The organism is Brevundimonas sp. UBA7838, from assembly GCF_002500885.1.
Classification (GTDB): Bacteria; Pseudomonadota; Alphaproteobacteria; order Caulobacterales; family Caulobacteraceae; genus Brevundimonas; species Brevundimonas vesicularis_C.
This window is the reverse complement of the sequence record NZ_DLTK01000031.1, coordinates 1-18,081: the sequence shown is the minus strand read 5'-3', so window position 1 is coordinate 18,081 and position 18,081 is coordinate 1. Positions and strand designations below refer to the sequence as shown.

The 18,081-nt window shown below is 67.6% G+C and carries 25 protein-coding genes; 9 read left to right on the top strand and 16 right to left on the bottom strand.

Going from position 1 to position 18,081, the window contains the following annotated elements:
• Nucleotides 1–253 (top strand): thioredoxin family protein (locus B3T77_RS01875; protein WP_292076615.1); only part of this gene is annotated, 253 nt, incomplete at its 5' end.
• A gap of 72 nt (nt 254–325) precedes the next feature.
• Nucleotides 326–511, top strand: coding sequence for a hypothetical protein (locus B3T77_RS01870; protein ID WP_292076613.1), 186 nt, complete (start codon nt 326–328; stop codon nt 509–511).
• On the opposite strand, the gene B3T77_RS01865 is transcribed toward B3T77_RS01870, so the two are convergent.
• A complete protein-coding gene (locus B3T77_RS01865; RefSeq protein WP_292076612.1) occupies nt 508–1,794 on the bottom strand; it encodes a bifunctional folylpolyglutamate synthase/dihydrofolate synthase in 1,287 nt (428 codons plus the stop codon). The genes B3T77_RS01870 and B3T77_RS01865 overlap by 4 nt on opposite strands.
• Nucleotides 1,795–1,830: 36 nt before the next feature.
• On the opposite strand from B3T77_RS01865, the gene B3T77_RS01860 reads away from it, so the two are divergent.
• Entirely contained in the window at nt 1,831–2,274 is a 444-nt protein-coding gene (locus tag B3T77_RS01860; RefSeq protein WP_292076611.1) for a DoxX family protein, read from the top strand.
• Here the strand turns inward: B3T77_RS01860 and accD are convergent.
• The 8 genes from accD to B3T77_RS01820 all read right to left on the bottom strand — a co-directional run bounded on the left by accD (nt 2,229) and on the right by B3T77_RS01820 (nt 8,908).
• On the bottom strand, nt 2,229–3,119 hold the full coding sequence (gene accD / locus B3T77_RS01855) for an acetyl-CoA carboxylase, carboxyltransferase subunit beta (protein ID WP_292076610.1): 891 nt from the start codon (nt 3,117–3,119) through the stop codon (nt 2,229–2,231). The two genes, B3T77_RS01860 and accD, sit on opposite strands and share 46 nt — an antisense overlap.
• A 10-nt stretch (nt 3,120–3,129) precedes the next feature.
• A complete protein-coding gene (trpA, locus tag B3T77_RS01850) occupies nt 3,130–3,972 on the bottom strand; it encodes a tryptophan synthase subunit alpha (protein WP_292076609.1) in 843 nt (280 codons plus the stop codon).
• Complete coding sequence (locus tag B3T77_RS01845; RefSeq protein ID WP_055807772.1) at nt 3,969–4,448, bottom strand: hypothetical protein; 480 nt, start codon at nt 4,446–4,448, stop codon at nt 3,969–3,971. The genes trpA and B3T77_RS01845 overlap by 4 nt, the downstream gene beginning before the upstream one ends.
• Nucleotides 4,445–5,647: a tryptophan synthase subunit beta gene (gene trpB / locus B3T77_RS01840; RefSeq protein ID WP_292076619.1), complete on the bottom strand. Its 1,203-nt coding sequence runs from the start codon at nt 5,645–5,647 to the stop codon at nt 4,445–4,447. The genes B3T77_RS01845 and trpB overlap by 4 nt, the downstream gene beginning before the upstream one ends.
• A gap of 89 nt (nt 5,648–5,736) precedes the next feature.
• Nucleotides 5,737–6,378, bottom strand: a complete 642-nt coding sequence (locus B3T77_RS01835) for a phosphoribosylanthranilate isomerase (protein ID WP_292076608.1) — start codon at nt 6,376–6,378, stop codon at nt 5,737–5,739.
• A gap of 40 nt (nt 6,379–6,418) precedes the next feature.
• Nucleotides 6,419–7,171, bottom strand: a complete 753-nt coding sequence (locus B3T77_RS01830; RefSeq protein ID WP_292076607.1) for a pseudouridine synthase — start codon at nt 7,169–7,171, stop codon at nt 6,419–6,421.
• A 32-nt stretch (nt 7,172–7,203) separates the two neighbouring features.
• Nucleotides 7,204–8,103, bottom strand: coding sequence for a class I SAM-dependent methyltransferase (locus tag B3T77_RS01825; RefSeq protein ID WP_292076606.1), 900 nt, complete (start codon nt 8,101–8,103; stop codon nt 7,204–7,206).
• A 4-nt stretch (nt 8,104–8,107) separates the two neighbouring features.
• A complete protein-coding gene (locus tag B3T77_RS01820) occupies nt 8,108–8,908 on the bottom strand; it encodes an undecaprenyl-diphosphate phosphatase (protein WP_292076605.1) in 801 nt (266 codons plus the stop codon).
• Between the two features lie 138 nt (nt 8,909–9,046).
• Here B3T77_RS01820 and B3T77_RS01815 point away from each other — a divergent pair, with 138 nt between their 5' ends.
• Complete coding sequence (locus tag B3T77_RS01815) at nt 9,047–10,039, top strand: cation diffusion facilitator family transporter (RefSeq protein ID WP_292076604.1); 993 nt, start codon at nt 9,047–9,049, stop codon at nt 10,037–10,039.
• A gap of 61 nt (nt 10,040–10,100) precedes the next feature.
• A complete protein-coding gene (locus B3T77_RS01810) occupies nt 10,101–10,787 on the top strand; it encodes a glutathione S-transferase family protein (protein WP_055807760.1) in 687 nt (228 codons plus the stop codon).
• Here the strand turns inward: B3T77_RS01810 and B3T77_RS01805 are convergent.
• A complete protein-coding gene (locus B3T77_RS01805) occupies nt 10,784–11,119 on the bottom strand; it encodes a GIY-YIG nuclease family protein (protein WP_292076601.1) in 336 nt (111 codons plus the stop codon). The two genes, B3T77_RS01810 and B3T77_RS01805, sit on opposite strands and share 4 nt — an antisense overlap.
• A 58-nt stretch (nt 11,120–11,177) precedes the next feature.
• Here B3T77_RS01805 and B3T77_RS01800 point away from each other — a divergent pair, with 58 nt between their 5' ends.
• Nucleotides 11,178–11,720, top strand: a complete 543-nt coding sequence (locus B3T77_RS01800; RefSeq protein ID WP_292076600.1) for a DUF2239 family protein — start codon at nt 11,178–11,180, stop codon at nt 11,718–11,720.
• Between the two features lie 29 nt (nt 11,721–11,749).
• The gene (queG, locus tag B3T77_RS01795; protein WP_292076598.1) at nt 11,750–12,886 is read left to right on the top strand and encodes a tRNA epoxyqueuosine(34) reductase QueG; all 1,137 of its coding nucleotides are present in this window, start codon (nt 11,750–11,752) and stop codon (nt 12,884–12,886) included.
• A gap of 44 nt (nt 12,887–12,930) precedes the next feature.
• Here the strand turns inward: queG and B3T77_RS01790 are convergent, their stop codons facing one another.
• Nucleotides 12,931–13,446 (bottom strand): FKBP-type peptidyl-prolyl cis-trans isomerase, encoded by a 516-nt coding sequence (locus tag B3T77_RS01790; RefSeq protein WP_055807752.1) that lies wholly within the window; start codon nt 13,444–13,446, stop codon nt 12,931–12,933.
• Complete coding sequence (locus tag B3T77_RS01785; RefSeq protein ID WP_292076594.1) at nt 13,427–14,629, bottom strand: threonine ammonia-lyase; 1,203 nt, start codon at nt 14,627–14,629, stop codon at nt 13,427–13,429. The genes B3T77_RS01790 and B3T77_RS01785 overlap by 20 nt, the downstream gene beginning before the upstream one ends.
• A 174-nt stretch (nt 14,630–14,803) precedes the next feature.
• Here B3T77_RS01785 and B3T77_RS01780 point away from each other — a divergent pair, with 174 nt between their 5' ends.
• Entirely contained in the window at nt 14,804–15,319 is a 516-nt protein-coding gene (locus B3T77_RS01780; RefSeq protein ID WP_055807750.1) for a hypothetical protein, read from the top strand.
• A gap of 115 nt (nt 15,320–15,434) precedes the next feature.
• On the top strand, nt 15,435–15,632 hold the full coding sequence (locus tag B3T77_RS01775; protein WP_039244035.1) for a hypothetical protein: 198 nt from the start codon (nt 15,435–15,437) through the stop codon (nt 15,630–15,632).
• A 16-nt stretch (nt 15,633–15,648) separates the two neighbouring features.
• On the opposite strand, the gene B3T77_RS01770 is transcribed toward B3T77_RS01775, so the two are convergent.
• The 4 genes from B3T77_RS01770 to B3T77_RS01755 all read right to left on the bottom strand — a co-directional run bounded on the left by B3T77_RS01770 (nt 15,649) and on the right by B3T77_RS01755 (nt 17,982).
• Nucleotides 15,649–16,182, bottom strand: a complete 534-nt coding sequence (locus B3T77_RS01770; RefSeq protein ID WP_045810625.1) for a GNAT family N-acetyltransferase — start codon at nt 16,180–16,182, stop codon at nt 15,649–15,651.
• 167 nt (nt 16,183–16,349) lie between these two features.
• A complete protein-coding gene (gene rpmA, locus B3T77_RS01765) occupies nt 16,350–16,637 on the bottom strand; it encodes a 50S ribosomal protein L27 (protein ID WP_039244031.1) in 288 nt (95 codons plus the stop codon).
• A 96-nt stretch (nt 16,638–16,733) separates the two neighbouring features.
• Complete coding sequence (rplU, locus tag B3T77_RS01760) at nt 16,734–17,288, bottom strand: 50S ribosomal protein L21 (RefSeq protein WP_017506418.1); 555 nt, start codon at nt 17,286–17,288, stop codon at nt 16,734–16,736.
• A 160-nt stretch (nt 17,289–17,448) separates the two neighbouring features.
• On the bottom strand, nt 17,449–17,982 hold the full coding sequence (locus B3T77_RS01755) for a phosphoribosyltransferase (protein WP_055754434.1): 534 nt from the start codon (nt 17,980–17,982) through the stop codon (nt 17,449–17,451).
• Between the last annotated feature and the right edge of the window lie 99 nt (nt 17,983–18,081).

Genomic DNA, 18,081 nt, shown 5'->3' with positions numbered 1-18,081 from the left:
CTGGGCCGAATGGTGCGGCCCCTGCAAACAGATCGGCCCGGCGCTGGAACAGATCGCCGACGAACTGGGCGGTCAGGTCACCGTGGCCAAAATCAACATCGACGACAGTCCCATGACCCCGTCCAAGCTGGGCGTGAAGGGCATTCCGACCCTGATGCTATTCAAGGACGGTCAGATGGCTTCGATGAAGGTCGGCGCCATGCCCAAGGGCAAGATCGTCGAATGGCTGGCCGAGGCCGGCGTCAAGGCCTGAGCCCTTTCGACCCTGTCAGATCAAGCGCCCGCCGGTCCGACCGGCGGGCGTTTTTCATGCTAGGATGGCGCCATGAGCGACGAAGACACCCCGAAGCCGGCTGACGACATCCCCGGCGAGACCCCCGTCCAAAAGGCTCTGCGCCTGAAGAATGCCAGGCTGGATGCGCGCACCAAGCCGCCGCGCGGCGGTCGCTTCCAGCGCGAACAGGCCGCCCGCATCGCCGCCGGCAAGTCCAAGCCCTGGATGACGCGCTAGACCGGCCAGGTTTCCTCGCTGGCGCCCAGGACCTCGCCGGCCAGATACAGTGATCCGCAGATGGCGACCCGGCCTGCGCCCAGGCGCAGCGCCAAATCCAGCGCCTCAGAAACCGATCCCGCAGGCGTCGCCGCCAGCCCATGCCCGCGCGCCACGGCCGCCAGGGCCGTCGGCTCGGCTGCAGCCCCGTCGAAGCCGACGGTGAAGACGGTGGCCTGGCTGTCCTTCAGCGCAGCGAAGAAACCGCCCGCATCCTTGTTGTTCAACATGCCGCAGATCAAGGCCAGGGGACGCGGCGCCCGCGCCTGACGCTCGGCCAGAAACGCCGCCAACGCCCGCGCCGCGTGAGGATTGTGCCCCCCGTCCAGCCACAGCTCCGCCTCCGCCGCCTTGGCCGCAGCGCCGTATGGACCCGCCGAAATCCTTTGCAGCCGAGCGGGCCAGCGCACACGCTTCAGCCCCTCGGCGATCGCAGCCTGGGGCAGGTCCAGTTCGACCGCCGCCGCCACGGCCAGGGCCGCATTGTCGATCTGGTGCGCGCCTGCCAGGGCCGGTGCCGGCAGGTCCATGAATAGTTCGGCCGTCTGGAACGCCAGACCGCCCCGCTCGGCCCAGGCATCGAAGTCGACGCCCAGCACGTTCAGCCGCGCATGGACGTCGGCGGCGCGACGTTCAATGGCGGCCATCGCCTCTTCCTTCTGGCGCGCGATCACGGCCGGCGCTCCAGCCTTCAGCACACCCGCCTTTTCCGAGGCGATGGCGGCCAGATCCGTGCCAAGGAACTCCGCATGATCGTAATCGACCGGCGCGATGACGCTGAGCAACGGCCGCTCGATCACATTGGTCGCGTCCAGCACCCCGCCCAGACCCACCTCGATGATGGCCAGGTCGGCGGGCGTCTCGGACATGGCCAGGAAGGCGGCGGCGGTGGTGCTTTCGAACACCGTGGCCTCGCTGTTCGTCTCGGCCATGACCGCCTCGATCCGGTCCAGGATCGCGTTCAGGTGGTCGTCCTCGATCAGCGTTCCAGCCAGCCGGATCCGCTCGTTGAACCGGACCAGATGGGGCGAGGTGTAGGCGTGCACCTTCAGCCCCGCCGCCTCGGCGATGGCGCGGATCAGGGCCACGATCGACCCCTTGCCGTTGGTGCCCGCCACATGGACCACTGGCGGAAGCTTGTGCTGCGGATCGCCAAGGGCCGCGCACAGCACGCGCATTCTTTCCAGCGAAAGGTCGATCCGCTGGGGGTGGCGCGCGCGTAGTCGTTCGGAGACGGGATCCATCCGCCTCCTTTACCCCCTGATTTCGAGAACCGCGACATGACTTCCAGGCCGCAGATCAGAACAGCGGCGCGCCTCGTCCTCGCGGCCGTCTTCCTGGGCGCAGGGGTGCTGCATCTGATGGTCCCCGGCCCGTTCGTGCGGATTACGCCGGCGTGGGTTCCGCAACCGGCCCTGGTCGTGGCCCTGACGGGGATCGCCGAACTGCTGGGCGCGGCAGGTCTGATGATCCCGCGCCTGCGGATTGCAGCGGGCTGGGCGCTGGCTGCCTACGCCGTCTGTGTCTATCCGGCCAATGTCCAGCACGCCGTGAACTTTATGACGTCGGGCGCAGGGTTAGGCTGGGCCTATCACGGCCCACGCCTGCTGTTTCAGCCGGTCATCGTCTGGTGGTGCCTGTGGGCCTCGAGCGCGATCGACTGGCCCTTCAGGCGGTCTCAGGCGGCGGCGCGGGCGCCGTCCATCAGCATGGACAGGATCTGACCCAGGGTGCGCGGCAGGTCGGCGCGGGTCACGACCCGGTCCACCATGCCCTTTTCCTGCAGATATTCGGCGCGTTGGAAGCCGGGCGGCAGTTTCTCGCGGATGGTCGCCTCGATCACGCGCGGTCCGGCGAAGCCGATCAGGGCCCCCGGCTCGGCCAGATGCACATCGCCCAGCATGGCGTAGGAGGCCGTCACCCCGCCCGTCGTCGGGTCCGTCAGGACCACGGCGTAAGGCAGTCTGGCGTCTTTCAGCTCCTCGATCGCCAGGGTGGTGCGCGCCATCTGCATCAGCGACAGGGCGCCCTCCTGCATCCGCGCGCCGCCGGCGGCGGTGAAACAGATCAGCGGAACCTTGCGGCTCACCGCCTCGCGCGCCGCCTTGATGAACGCCTCGCCCGCCGCCATACCCAGCGACCCGCCCATGAAGGTGAAGTCCTGGACGATCACAACCGCGTTTTGACCGCCGACCGAACCATAGCCGATGGCCATGGTGTCCTTGCGGCCCGCAGCCTTGCGCGCGGCGTTCAGGCGATCCTTGTAGGATTTGCCGTCCGAGAATTTCAGCGGATCTTCCGGCACGTCCGGCGTATCGATGGACTGGAAGACGCCGCCGTCGAAGGTGGCCTTCAGGCGCGTCGGCGCATCGATGCGCATATGCCGACCCGACGGGGTCACCCAAAGGGCGGCCTCCAGATCCGAGCGATACAGCATCTCGCCGCTGTCGGGATCCTTGACCCAGAGATTGTCCGGGGTGTCGCGGCGCGACACGATCTTGCGGACGCCGGGCGCAAAGCGGCTCAGCCAGCCGCCGCGCTTTTCCTGAGGCTTGGTCTTGTCGTTCATCCGCGCGCTCTTAGACGGTTTCCGCCACGGAAGCACTAGCGGCGACGGATCGAACCGCATCGCCCAGCGCCTTCACCCGGGCCAGAACGCGCGCCGCGACGGGTTCGTTCGCCTCCAGCGCCGCCGCCACCTCGTCCACCAGGGCCGAGCCCACGACCACCGCATCGGCGACGCGCGCGATCTCGGCGGCCCGTTCCGGCGTCTTGACCCCGAAGCCGACCGCGACCGGCAGGCCCGAGGCCTTGCGCACCCGCTCTACGGCCGGCGCCACCACATCCGCGTTCGCTTCCTTGACGCCCGTCACGCCCGCGACAGCGACGTAATAGACGAAGCCCGAGGTGCCTTGGACAACGATCTTCAGCCGGTCGTCATCCGAGGTCGGCGTCGCCAGGCGGATCAGCGAGATCGAAACCTTATCCAGCGCCTCGATCAGCGGCCCGGCCTCTTCCGGCGGACAGTCCACCACGATCAGCCCGTCGATGCCGCAGTCGGCGGCATAGGCGGCGAAGGCGTCATAGCCCAGGCTCTCGATCGGGTTCAGATAGCCCATCAGCACGATGGGTGTGGCGTCGTCGCCCTTACGGAATTCCTTGGCCAAATCCATGGTCGAGCGCAGGCCGAAACCCGCCGCCATGCCCCGGATCGCCGCCCGCTGGATCGGAGGCCCCTCGGCCATCGGATCGCTGAACGGAAAGCCCAGTTCGATGATGTCCGCGCCCGCAGCCGGCAGGCCGTTCAGGATCGTCAGCGCCTCTTCACGCGACGGATCGCCGCCCATCACATAGGGAATGAAGGCCGCACGGCCCTCGGCCTTCAGCGCCTTGAAGCGCGCGTCGATACGGGCGGTGGTCATTGTTGCGGCGATCCGGCGGCGGCAGGCGGTGTCGCGGCCGCGGCAGCCGCGCACACGTCGCCCGGAATGGTGGCGAAGCCCAGATAGCCGGGAAGTTCGGCGACGGCGGTCTTGGTGGTGTCGTAGAAGGCGACCATCTGCATGCCGTCGCAGCCGCCGGCCTCGCGGCGCTTGATGAAGACGACGCGGTTGTCGTCGCCGCCGGCGGCCAGCCAGTTCTTGGTTTCCAGATCGGCGATATAGGCGTCGGCCAGAGCGCCGATCTGGCCCAGCTGTGCGGTCACGCAATAGGCCCGCCCCGTCAGATTGTTCAGCCCTCCGCAATCGGGCGACAGCTCCGCGCCGGGCAGTAGGCCGACGTCGGCCGGACCGCCTTGCGGCGCAGCGGGGGCTGGCGTCGGGGTAGGCGTCTGGGCCTGCGCAGCGGCGGCGGACAGGCTCAGGACGGCGGTCGCCGCAAGAAGGGTACGGATCACAGGTTCACTCCCAGATGTTTGGCGACCTGGAAGATGTCCTTGTCGCCGCGCCCCGACATCAGCAGGACGACGTCGCCGCCCTTGCCGACTTCGCGCGCCACTTCGCCCGTCCGCGCCAGGGCGTGGGCCGGTTCCAGCGCCGGAATGATGCCTTCCAGCTTCGAGCACAGCTGGAACGCCTCCAGCGCCTCGTTGTCCGTCGCCGAACGATATTCCGCCCGGCCGATGTCGTGCAGCCAGGCATGTTCCGGACCGATGCCCGGATAGTCCAGCCCGGCCGAGATCGAATGGCCCTCGACGATGTTGCCGTCTTCGTCCTGAAGCAAGTACGTCCGGTTGCCGTGCAGCACGCCCGACCGCCCGCCCTTCAGCGAGGCCGCGTGATCCGGCGTATCCAGACCATGGCCGGCCGCTTCGACGCCGATCAGCCGCACGCCCTCGTCCTCGATGAAGGGGTGGAAGGCGCCGATGGCGTTCGAGCCACCGCCGATGCAGGCGACCACCGCTTCGGGCAGCTTGCCTATCCGGGCCATCGACTGGCTCTTGATCTCCGTGCCGATCACCGACTGGAAATCGCGCACCATGGCCGGATAGGGGTGCGGACCCGCCGCCGTGCCGATGATGTAATAGGTGTCCGAGACGTTGGTGACCCAGTCGCGCATCGCCTCGTTCATCGCGTCCTTAAGGGTCGCGGCGCCCGCCGTGACCGAGAAGACTTCCGAGCCCAACAGACGCATGCGGAACACGTTCGGCTGCTGCCGCTCCACGTCCACCGCGCCCATATAGACGGTGCAGGGCAGGCCAAAGCGCGCCGACACGGTCGCCGAGGCGACACCGTGCTGACCCGCGCCGGTCTCGGCGATGATGCGGGTCTTGCCCATGCGACGGGCCAGCAGGATCTGGCCCATGCAGTTGTTGATCTTGTGCGCGCCCGTATGGTTCAGGTCCTCGCGCTTCAGCCAGATGTTGGCGCCGCCGAAATGTTCGGTCAGGCGCTCGGCGAAATACAGCGGGCTTTCGCGACCGACATAGTGGGTCAGAAAGCTGTCCAGCTCGGCCTGGAAGCTGGGGTCCGCCTTGGCCGCCTTATAGGCCGCATCCAGCTCGTGGATCAGCGGCATCAGGGTCTCGGCCACGAACTGACCGCCGTACGGACCGAAGCGACCCTGCGCGTCCGGCCAGGCGTAGGCGTTCGACAGCGACTGGGTGGAATCGGCGGCTTGAATGGGGGCCACGATGGGGGTTTGGGCGTTCACGGTTTCGACTTTCACGCGGAGAGGCGTCGCAATTACGACCGGCGCGCGTTTTGGATGAAGGTCGCGATCCGGTCGGCGTCCTTAACACCCGGCGCGCTTTCCACGCCAGAGGACACATCGACCATGGGCGCGCCCGTAATCCTCAGCGCCTCGGCCACATTGTCCGGGTTGAGACCGCCCGCCAGGAACCACGGATGGCGAAAGGTGCGACCAGCCAGCAGGGTCCAGTCGAAAGCCACTCCATGCCCTCCACTGTAGAAGGCCCCCTTGGGCGCTTTGGCGTCCAGCAGCAGGTGGTCTGCCGACGCTTCCATCGCCTCCAGTCCGACCACATCTTCTGCGCCGGACACCCCCACCGCCTTGATCACTGGAATTTCCCAGTCGGTCCGTGCGTTGCGAATCTGAAGCGGCGTTTCGCGACCATGCAGTTGGATCATGTCGGGCCGAAGATCATGAACCAGATCGTCCATCTCAGGACCGACCATGTCGGCAAACAACAATACGGTTTTCGCTCGGCCGCGCGCCCGATCCACCAGCCGCTTCGCTAAGGCCGGCCCGGCGTACCGCGGACTAGCCTTGACCATCACGAAGCCGACGAAATCCGCCCCCGCATCCAGCGCGGCATCCAGCGTGTCCGGCGTGGTCAGGCCGCAGATCTTGATCTTGGTGGTCATCCCTCGACCTGCGCGTTCGATCCCGCAGGCGTCAAGAGCTTCAACCCAGGCTCTCGGGCGCCGTGAAGATCGAGGCGACCTCGTCCGCCGTCGCCAGCCGCCACTGACCGGGCGCCAGATCGGCGGGCAGGCCCAGTCCGCCCAGCCGTTCGCGATGCAGGGTCTCGACATGGTTGCCGGCGGCGGCGAACATCCGGCGCACCTGATGATAGCGCCCCTCCGTCACCGTCAGCAGGGCCTCGGTCGGCGACACCACCTCCAGCACCGCCGGCGCCAACGGCTTGTCCTCGCCCTCCAGCACCAGCTCGCCCGAGGCGAACAGCGCGCCTTCCGTTCCGGTCAGCGACCGCGCCAGACTCGCCCGGTAAACCTTGGCCACATGGCGCTTGGGACTGATCACCCGGTGTAGCAGATCCCCGTCGTCGGTCAGCAGCAGCAGGCCCGTCGTCTGCTTGTCCAGCCGTCCGATGGTCGAGATGGCGGGATCGCGCGCCCGCCACCGTCCCGGCAGGATGTCATAGACCAGCGCCCCCTCTTCCTTGTGCGAACAGGTCATGCCCAGCGGCTTGTTCAGCAGGATCACCAGCCCCTGCACCGGATCCAGCGGCTCGCCGTCGATCTCCATTCGCGTGGGCAGGTCCGGCATCACCGCAATGCGTTTGGACACGTCCGTCAGGTCCGCCCCGTCCAGCACGATGCCGCCCGCCTTGGCCATCCGCGCCATTTCGGCGCGTGATCCATAGCCCATCGAGCCCAGCAGACGATCGACCCTCGACGTCGGGGTTTTCTTCATGCGCTACCGCCCTTCGGACTGCTTGAGCGCGGTCACTTCACCGCCTCGAACAGCTTGTAGCCACCCGCCTCGGCGACCAGCCGCACCCGCTTGAACGCCGCGTTCAGCTCGGCCTCATAGGGCAGGTGCCGGTTGGCGACGACCCAAGCGACGCCGCCCTTTTTGAGCAACTCGGCCGCCTTCCGGATAAAGGCCTGACCCAGCCGCCGGTCCTCGGCCCCGCCGTCATGGAAAGGCGGATTGCTGACGACGAAATCCTTGTCGCCCTTGGCCTCCAGGGTGCGGGCGTCTGACCACCAGCCCTTGGCGCGGTCGTCCTCGATATTGCGTCGAGCGGCCTGGATGGCGCGACGGTCCAGATCGACCATCTTCAGCTTGGTCACGGCGGGCGAGCGCAGCACCACGATCGACAGTGCGCCGTAGCCGCAGCCCAGGTCGATCCCCTCACCCTTCATCGCCGGCAGATGTTCGGCCAGCAGCGCCGAGCCCGGATCGATCCGGTCCCAGGCGAATATGCCGGGCTGGGACCAGGCTTCCAGTCCCGGCACTATCTGCGGCCCGCCCGCGGCGATGGCCTCGTCCAGCCCCTCGACCGTTTCGGGTCGAATGACGATGCAGCGGCGATGGTGCGCCTTGGCGGTCTCGGCGACGTCGAGGCCGAACGTCTTCAGCTCCTTGGCCAGGCGCGATCCGCCCTTGTCCTTGGGCGCCATGACGTCCAGCCGTCCGCCGACCTTCAGCGCCTTCAGCGCCAGGGCCAGCACATAGCGCCGCTCCAGCACGCCGGGCGGGGCGTAGATCATGACGCTGTCGGCCGAGCTCGGTTCCTGCGCCTCCAGCGCAGCGGAGTCCGGAATCAGGGGCGAGGTTTGGATTGCGTCGCCGGGCGGATCGAAGACGACCGGCGGGCGGCCGTACAGAAGCGTGGTCATGGCCTCAGAATCCCGCCTGCAACAGCGCCAACCCTAAAACCCCGACCACGATCCGCCACCAGGCGAAGACGCCGAAGCCGCGCCTGGACACGAAATCCAGCAGGAACCGCACCACCGCCAGGGCCGAGATGAAGGCCACGACAAAACCCACGACGATCAGGCCGATGTCGCTGAAATCCAGCGTCTTGTGGTTCTTCAACAGGTCATAGGCCACCGCCGCCCCCATGGTGGGCAGGGCCAGAAAGAAGCTGAACTCGGCCGCCGACCGCTTGTCGGTCTTCAGCAGCAGCCCGCCAGCGATGGTGGCGCCGGACCGCGACACGCCGGGGATCATGGCCAGGCACTGGAACAGGCCGATCAGGAAATAGATTCGCATCGGATAGGCCTCGGCGTCCAGCCAGCGGGGCTTCTTGTCCATCCGGTCCAGCAGCAGCAGGATTACCCCGCCGACGATCAGGGCGATGCACACCACCTGCGGCGTCTCGAACAGCACCGTCTTGATGAAGTCATAGGCCAGGAAACCGATCACGACAGCCGGCGCGAAGGCGACCAGCAGCCCGATCAGGAACCGGCGCGCCTCGGCGTCGAAGGGCCAGCGCGTCGCCAGGGTCCACAGCTTTTTGAAATAGACGCTGACGATGGCCAGCAAGGCGCCCAGCTGGATCACGATCTCGAAAGTCTTGCCCGCGCTCTCGAAGCCCATGAAGTGGCCCAGCAGCAGCATATGGCCGGTGGACGAAACGGGAATGAACTCGGTCAGCCCCTCGACCAGACCCAGAATGATGGCGGCAAGCCAGTCCGACATGAGACCCTCGAAAACCAATGCGCCCGGAACGCGCCGCGCCCGGATGCCTTCCCCCTAGAGCATGATCGTTTCGGACGGAACGACCCGTTTGGGCCAGCGGTTGGCTTTCAGCCACGATTGCGCGAGAAGAAGCCGACAATGACGACGCCCGCCCCCGCCCCCGCCTCGCTTGACGACGCCCATCTGGCCACGCGCCGCATCACCCGCCTGTCGGTCGGGGTCGCGGTGGCGCTGATCGCGATGAAGGCCTTTGCGCTGGGCGCCTCAGGATCCGTCTCCATCCTGGCGACCCTGGCGGATTCGGTTCTGGATCTGGCGGCGTCGCTGACCACCTTCTTCGCCGTGCGCTGGGCCGCCGCCCCGGCCGACGAGAACCACCGCTATGGCCATGGCAAGGGCGAGGCCCTGTCAGCCCTGGTCCAGGCCGGGCTGGTCTTCGCCTCGGCCATCTTCATCGCTTGGGAGGGGGTTCAGCGCATCTTCGATCCCCGTCCCCTGACCGCCGGCTTGTGGGCGAGCGGAATCGTGGTCGCCACCATCGTCATTACGGCCTGGCTGGTGTGGATGCAGACCCAGACGCTGAAGAAGACCGGCTCTGTCGCCGTCGCAGGCGACCGCGCCCACTATGCGGCAGACCTTGCCGCCAACGTCGTGGTGCTGGTCGGCGTCATCTCGGGCGCCTTCCTCGGCGCGCCGGGACTGGATGCGGCCGCAGGCATCGTCGTCGCCGTCTGGCTGTTCTGGGGCGCGACCGGCATGTTGAAGGCCGCCGCCGATCACCTGCTCGACCGCGCCGTGCCCGAGGCCGACCGCGCCGCCATCACCAAGGCCGTGCTGGCCGCCCCCCAGGTCTTCGGCGTGCATCAACTGCGCACCCGCATGTCTGGTCAGGTGATGATGATCCAGATGCATGTCGACCTGGACGCGCACCAGACGCTGGACGCGGCCCACGCCATCGTCGTCGCCGCCGAGAACCGGGTGCTGGCCCAGTATCCCGCCGCCGACATCCTGATCCACGCCGACCCGCGCGGTCACGCCCGTCCGCAGCCCGCGATCCCGGCCACGGCTCTCGCCGACCCGCAAACCGCCCCCGCCCCGACCGGCCCCGCGCCCAAGGGGCCGTGGTCCTGACCTTGCGTCCAATTTGAATGCAGTAAACGCGCATTAACGGGTCCGGGCGCATCACCCTTAGATGGCCGACCCTTGCGTTCTCTTCCACTTCGCCTTCCAGCCCGCCTCGCGCGCCGCGCGACTGGCGTTGGGCGAGGCGCGGATCGAATGGACCGACACCCCGGTCCGTCCGTGGGAAGACGATTGCCCGGTCAACGACTTCAATCCGTCCGGCCTGCCGCCGGTGATCCAGACGATGGATCGCGGCCGTCCGCTGGTGCTGTGCGAACTGCCCGCCATCCTGGGCTGGATCGAGGATCAGCAAAAGGGCCCGCTACTGCTGCCCGCCGACCTCGCCGAACGGGCCGAGGCGCGCCGCCTGACCGGCTGGTTCGAGCGCCGCTTCATGGACGAGGTCGACGCCGTCCTGCTGCACGAGCGGATGGAAAAACCCCTGCTCAAGCTGGGCCCGCCCGAAGCCCGCGCCCTGCGCGACGGGCGAGACGCCCTGAAATCCCATCTCGCCATGCTGGAGGATCTGGTCGCCGCCCGCGACTGGCTGGCCGGCCGTCGTCTGTCCCAGGCCGACCTGATCGCCGCTGCTCACCTGTCGGTGCTGGACTATTTCGGCGAAATCCAGTGGAAGACCTGGCCCGGCCTGAAGACTTGGTACTCCAAGCTCAAATCCCGCCCCTGCTTCCGCCCCCTGCTCGCCGACCGCTTCGTCGGCGTGCCGCCGTCCGCGTGGTATGCGGACCTGGATTTTTAAAGCGCCTCGGCGCCCAACCGGGCGATCCACAGTTTGGCGCGATTAAGCAGCTCGTCCTTGCGCCTCAAGTTTGAGATGTCTTCCGGCAGACGGTCCAGCTGTTCGAAGCGAAAATCCTCGGGTGTGTGCGCCTTCCACGCCGCCTGAAGCGACCGATACGGACTGCCGCCGTGGCGCAGCGCGAACCACAGGCCGTTCTGCTCGGTGTCGATGTGGCGGCTCTTGCCGACCCAGACCTGACCCGTCGCGCTGCAGATCACGGCATATACCCCGGCGATGGTCACGCGCTCCTTATACTCGGCGATCAGGCTCTTGCGATTTGTCGGGGTCATGGCGCTCTCTTATTTATCCGGGTATAAAAATGACAGACAATTTCACCCGGTTAAATACATGAGCGACGAAGATCGCGATCTGGTCCTGTTCGACGGCCCTCGACGCGTCGCCAAAGGCCCCGACGCCGCCGTGGCTGCCGCTTTCCGCAAGGCCCTGGCGGCCTCGTCTCACGCCGCGCTGCGCGTGTTCGATCTGGCTACGGGTCGGCCGGTCGACCTGGACCTCAGCGAACAAGAACCGGCTCCGGCTCCAAAGCGCGGCCGTCCGCGTTTGGGCGTCGCCGCGCGCGAGGTCACGCTTTTGCCCCGGCATTGGAACTGGCTCGCGACCCAGCCGGGCGGCGCCTCGGCCGCCCTGCGCCGTCTGGTGGAACAGGCCCGCGGGACCGGCGCCGACAACGATGCACGCCGCCGTCGCACCGACGCCGCCTACGGCTTCATGGTCGAGATGGCCGGCGACGCCCCCGACTTTGAGGAGGCCAGCCGCGCGCTGTTCGCCGGCGACCGCGATCGTCTGGTCGCCCTGATCGCCCCTTGGCCCACTGACATTCGGGCCCAGATTCTCGAACTGTTCGACGGTGCGGCGGCATCCGGCGACTGACAAAGACGTCTCTTCGCCAATGCGTCCAAATGAGACTTCATGCTATCCCCCGCCCCGTGTCCGACCGCCTGAAAACCTTCATCCGCCAGCGCGCGGCCGAGCTGGGCTTCGATGTCTGCCGGTTCGCCTCGGCGGCCGACGCCTGGCCGGCGGGCGAGCGGCTGCGGCGCTTCGTGGACGAGGGCCGGCATGGCGACATGGAATGGATGCAAACGACGCTGGACCGCCGTCAACACCCCACCGCCATGTGGGACGAGGCCCGGACCGCCATCGTCTTGGGCATGAACTACGCTCCTGAGCATAACCCGCTGGATCAGCTGGCCGACCGGTCGGCCGGCTACATCTCGGTCTATGCGCGTGGCGACGACTATCACGAGGTCATCAAGGGCCGGCTGAAACAGCTGGCCGGCCAGATCGCCGCCCGCAATGGCGCGGGCATCAAGGTCTTCGTCGACACCGCCCCCCTGATGGAAAAGCCGTTGGCCCAGCGCGCCGGCCTGGGTTGGCAGGGCAAGCACACCAATCTGCTCAGCCGCACCCACGGCAACTGGCTGTTCCTCGGGACCATCCTGACCGCCGCCGAGATCGCGCCGGACGCGGCCGAGAGCGAACACTGCGGCCGCTGCACCGCCTGTCTAGACGCCTGCCCGACGAACGCCTTCCCCGCCCCGTTCCAGCTCGACGCCCGGCGCTGCCTGTCCTACCTGACCATCGAGTTCGCCGGTCCCTGGCCGGTCGAGTTCCGCACCCTGACCGGATCGCGCATCTATGGCTGCGACGACTGTCTGGCGGTCTGCCCTTGGAACAAGTTCGCCCAGGAAGCTCGCGAAATCCGGCTAATGCCACGCGAGGCCTTCGAAAGCCCGCGCCTGTCCGACCTGCTGACGCTGGACGACGCCGCCTTCCGCGCCCTGTTCACCAAGAGCCCGGTCAAGCGCATCGGCCGCGACCGCTTCCTGCGGAACGTGCTCTACGCCGTCGGCAACTCGAACGACCCGTCCCTGATCGAACCGACGCAGGCGCTGTCGGCCGACCCCTCGTCCCTGGTGCGCAGCGCGGCGGTTTGGGCCCTGTCGCAACTCACGCCCCCCGACGACTTCGCGGCCCTGGCCAAGGCGACGACCGAGACCGATCCTCAGGTTCTAAGCGAATGGCGGCGCGCTTGAGGTCTAGGTCCCGCTTCGCAGCGAGTCGACGGATTGCGTGAGGGTCACCCCATGGCCGTGCCGACGCCCGATCCGCCGCCAGGCACCTTGGCCACGTCGAGCAGTTTCAGGCGGAAGATCAGCACGGAGTTGGCGGGGATCTTGGGATTACCCTGCTCGCCATAGCCTAGCTCGGGCGGGACATAGAGCAGCCATTCGTCGCCGACGCGCATCTTCTGCAGCGCCTCGGTCCAGCCCTTGACGACCTCCTCGGGCGTGAACACCGCCGGCGCGCCGCGTGCGAAGGAGCTGTCGAACACGCTGTTGTCGACCAGCTTGCCCTCGTAATCGACCTTGACCAGGTCGTTGCGGTCCGGGCTGACGCCGCCGGCCGGTCCCGCCTGCACCACCTTGTATTGCAGGCCGCTGGGCAGGGTTTGGACGCCCTCTTCCTTGGCGTTCTTGGCCATGAAGGCGGCCGCCTCGGCCTTGCCCGCGTTCGGATCGACCGGCTCGGCCTGGCCGCAGCCCGACAGCAAGAAGGCCGCGACGATTGCCGCCTTACCCCATCCGAAGTTCATAGCCGCGTTCCTTCAAGGCCTCGCCGATCTCGTCGGCGTGGGCGCTATCGCGCGTTTCGACCATGATGTCGAACTCGGCGCCCTTGGCCGGCACGTCCAGCGCCAAGCGGTTGTGGACCACGTCGATGATGTTGCCGCCCAAGCCGCCGATCACCGCCGCCATGGCCGACAACATGCCCGGCCGGTCGTCGCCCAGGATGCGATAGACGATCAATCTCCGCTCACGGACCATCTCGCGGTTCAAGACGACCGCCAGCATCCGCGCATCGATGTTGCCGCCGCACAGCTCCAGCCCGACCTTCATCCCCTTGAACCGCTCGGGATAGGCCAGAAGCGCCGCCAGACCGCCCGCGCCGGCGCCTTCGGACACCGTTTTCTCATAGGTGACATAGGTGGCGACGGCCCGTTCGAAGTCGGCTTCATCGCAGACGAAGACCTCGTCCACCAGCGGGTCGGCCAGGGCGAAGGGAATGTCGCCCACGGCCTTGATGGCGATGCCCTCGGCGATGGTCTGGCCGGTGCAGACCGGCGGCTTACCCGCCCGTTTGGCGGTGAAGGAGGGATAGCGCGCGGCCTCGACGCCGAAGACCTTGATGTCCGGCTTCATCGCCTTGGCCGCGATGGCGCAGCCCGCAATCAGCCCGCCGCCGCCGATGGGGATGATCAGGGCCTCGACCTCGGGCGCATCCTCCAGAAGCTCTATCGCGCAGACGCCCTGACCCGCCACGATGCCTTCGTCGTCGAAGGCCGAGACGAAGACGTAGCCCTTTTCCGCTTCTAGCCGCTTGGCCGCTTCGGTCGAACCGGTGAAGTCCAGCCCCTCGATCACCACGGTCGCCCCGTGCGAGCGGGTGCCGTTGATCTTGGCGAAGGGCGTGCCCTCGGGCATGACGATGGTCACGGGCACGCCCAGCCGTCCGCCGTGATAGGCCAGGGCCTGGGCGTGGTTGCCGGCGCTGGCGGCCACCACGCCTCGCTTCATCTCCTCGGGGCTCAGCATCAGCAACCGGTTCAGGGCGCCGCGCTCCTTGAAGCTGCCGGTGAATTGCAGATTGTCGAACTTCACCCAGACCTCGGCCCCCGTCAGCTGCGACAGCTTTCTGGAATAGCGGGTCGGGGTGCGGTCGACCGCGCCCGCGATCCGGGTGCGCGCGGCTTGGATATCGGCGAAGGTGACGGTCATACGGGGCGTTTCCGAGCTGTCGCGCCTCGACGAATGGGCACGTTGTCCGGCCTGTTTCGCGCGTTGTCGGGTCCGGGTCCAGAGGGGGAATCTTGAGCGTGGAAGTCGCCCGGCCTGTCGTGCGATAGTGGGGGAAGTCGTCCCCCACGACCCCGAAATCCCGGAGGAAGCCCCATGTCGATCCGTTCGTTCGCCGCCCCTGGCCTGGCTCTCGCCCTGACCGCCGCAGCCCTCTCCGCCTGTGCGCCCACTGCTGGCGGCGGCCTGCCGAACGGGGGTCCGGCCGCCTTCAACGAGGCCGATTTCGGCTGGTCCCAAATGCCCGGTCGCAACAGCATCCAGGGCCAGATCGCCTTCGCCCGGGACGGCAAGGCCTTCGATTGCGTCGCCAGTGTCGGCCTGACTCCGGACACCCCCTACACGCGCGCCCGCATTCGCACCCTGTACGGCTCGACTCAGCGCGCGGCCGTGCCCGCCGCCGTCGTTCGCGCCCGCACCGTCGCCGACGCCAACGCCGATTATCGCAACTATGTCCGTTCCGAGCGGTGCGAGAACGGTCGTTTCCGCTTCGACGGCCTGCCCGATGGCGGCTGGTTCCTGATCGTGCCGGTCACCTCGGGCGACGCGCCCCTGGTGCTGATGCAGTCGGTGCAGACGCGCGGCGGCCGGGTCGTCTCCGTCACCCTGTGACCCGCGTGCCCCTTCTCACGAAGATGCGACCCCGGTAACGCGGATCGCCATCTTCTGACCACGAGCGCCCCGGACTGATCGCTGCTTCTGTGCGAGAGTTCGGGGAGCTTTTTTCTTGTCCCAACACAATATCATAGGATCCGAGGCCTTTACGCGAGGGCCGTCGGTCATCATCCGCAAGTACAAGGCGGGCGGCATGCGGCGTCGCCGGTCCAAGACCATCGCGACCTTCATCGCCGGCGCGGGCGCCATGCTGGTGGTGGGCGCCGTCGCCGTCGCGGCCGTCTATGGCCCCGCCCTGGCGGGCGGCTGACATTGCGGGCTGGCCGTCAGGCCAGCCACACCATCATGCGCGTATCGGCCTCGGCCCGACGCGCCCGGCTCCACGCCCGGCGCGTCTCGCCGGTGTAGAGGAAGCCCGCCTTTTCCAGCACGCGGCCAGAGGCCGGATTGTCGGCGAAATGGCCGGCGACCAGCGCCCGGCGCTTCCACTTTCGGCTGGCCCAGACCAGGGCGGCGTCCAGCGCCTCGGTGGCGAAGCCCCGACCCCAGTATTCACGCCCGATCCAATAGCCGGTTTCCGGCACCCGATCCTCGCCCTCGAACAGACCGATGACGCCGATGGGCCCCACGTCCTCATGGTCGATGACGAAGGTGTTGGCTCGCCTGGGATCTTGCGAGGCGACCTGCAGCACGAAGTCGTCGGCGTCGCGCATCTGGAATGGATGCGGCATCCGCTTGGTCATGCGCGCGATGTCCAGGTCGTTGGCCAGGGCGGCGATGCGCGGCGCATCCTGGGGCGCGGGCGCGCGCAGGATCAGGCGCCGGGTCTCGACGACAGGAGAGGTTTCGATGACGCACATGGGCGTTGCCTCGGATTGTCGACCATCTCCTTGAAGGGCTCGGACGGTCTTCGAGGCGGGGAAACGCAAACGGGGAGCCTGGTGATCCAGACTCCCCGCGGATTATCATCCCTGGTCCGGATCGGCTGCTGGCAGGAGCAACGCGATCCGGGAAGGTCCAGACTGCGTTACTCGGCGGCCATCGCCTGAGCGGCGTCGTCATTGGCCGCGAGGATCGACACGTAACAACGGCCGCCACGTTTGGTGGTGAATTTCACAGCGCCGTTCGTCAGGGCGAACAGAGTGTGGTCGCGGCCCATGCCCATGTTCTCACCGGCGTGGAAGGTGGTGCCGCGTTGGCGCACGATGATGTTGCCGGCAAGCACGCGCTCGCCGCCATACTTCTTCACGCCAAGGCGCTTCGACTCGGAGTCGCGACCGTTACGCGACGAACCACCGGATTTCTTGTGAGCCATCTTGCCGCTCCGTACTTTCTTGGTGCGCTACCGACCTTTCGGCCTACTTGAGCGCGTCCGTAACTTAGGTCTGGCGCCGAGGCGCCGGTGAATGTCTTAGGCTTCGTCGCCGGCGGCTTCAGCCTTGGGCGCAGCCTTCTTCTTGGCCGGCGCCTTCTTGGCGGGAGCCGAGCTCTCGACCACGACGCCCTTGACCTCGGCGCCGTCCACGTCGGTCACGACCGTCTCGGTCGAACCCAGCGAGGAGGTGGCGTCACGAGCGGCCAGGTTGCGAGCGCGCAGGTTGATCTCGGCCTTGGTGGTCAGATCGACCTTGCCGTCCCACTTGGCGGTCTCGCCGGCGCCTTCGATGCCGGTGATGCGCAGGACCGATTCCATCTGGCGATGGCCGTTCGTGCGGCGATAGCCCTGGCGACGGGTCTTCTTGAAGATCTTGATCTTCTCACCCTTTCGGGTCTCGACCAGGGTCGCGCCGACGAAGGCGCCGTCGATCAGGGGAGCGCCCAGGGTCACGCCCTTGTCGCCGCCCAGCATCAGGACGCTGTCGAACTTCAGCTCAGCGCCGGCGTCGCCGTCGAGCTTTTCGACGACGATGGTGTCGCCCGGTTGGACCCGGTACTGCTTGCCGCCGGTCTTGATCACCGCGTACATGTTGAAGCCTCAGCGCAAACGCAAAAAAAGATACGCCCCCGGAGAGGGCCCCGGCGGCGAAGAGCGGCGACATATACGGAAGGGTGTCGGAGAGTCAACGCCGAACCGGGCGGAAATTCAGCCCCGGACGGATTATCCCCGCTGTCGCCGCGCCTTGAACTCAGTCCAGGGCGCAGATGTCCGGCAGGCCCCTCAGCGTCCCGGCGTGGTCCAGGCCATAGCCAACCAGAAAGCGGTTCGGCGCCTCCCAGCCGACAAAGTCCGGCTCGGGCGCGCGGGGCTTGGGCCAGGGCTTCCTGGCGAAGACGCAGGTCAGGACTTCGGACGCGCCGGCGTCCTTGGCGATGCGCACGGCCTCCGCCAGCGACAGGCCGGTATCGAACACGTCGTCCAGTATCAGGACGCGGCGGCCCGCGATCGGGCGCTGGAACGGGGCATAGACGTCAATCCGGCCCCGGCTGGTCTGCTCGTCGCCATAGGAGGCCAGCCACAGGGCGTCGAAACGGACGTTGCGGCCAACGCGCGACAGGGCGCGGGTCAGGTCGGCGGCGAACCACAGGCCGCCGGTCAGCAGCACGGCGGCGACCGTGTCGTCGTCGATGACGGGCGCGATGCGCTGGGCCAGGTCGGCGACGATGCGCGCCACCTCGGCCTCGGACAGAAGAACGGTCGGCGTCGGGGAGGGATCAGCCATGATGCGAGGCCGATACCGCCTCACCATGCCCCTTGTCCACAGCCCCGACCGGTCGCGCGTCGATCGGCGCGGCCGTGTTCGGCGCCTCGGCGCCGGGCG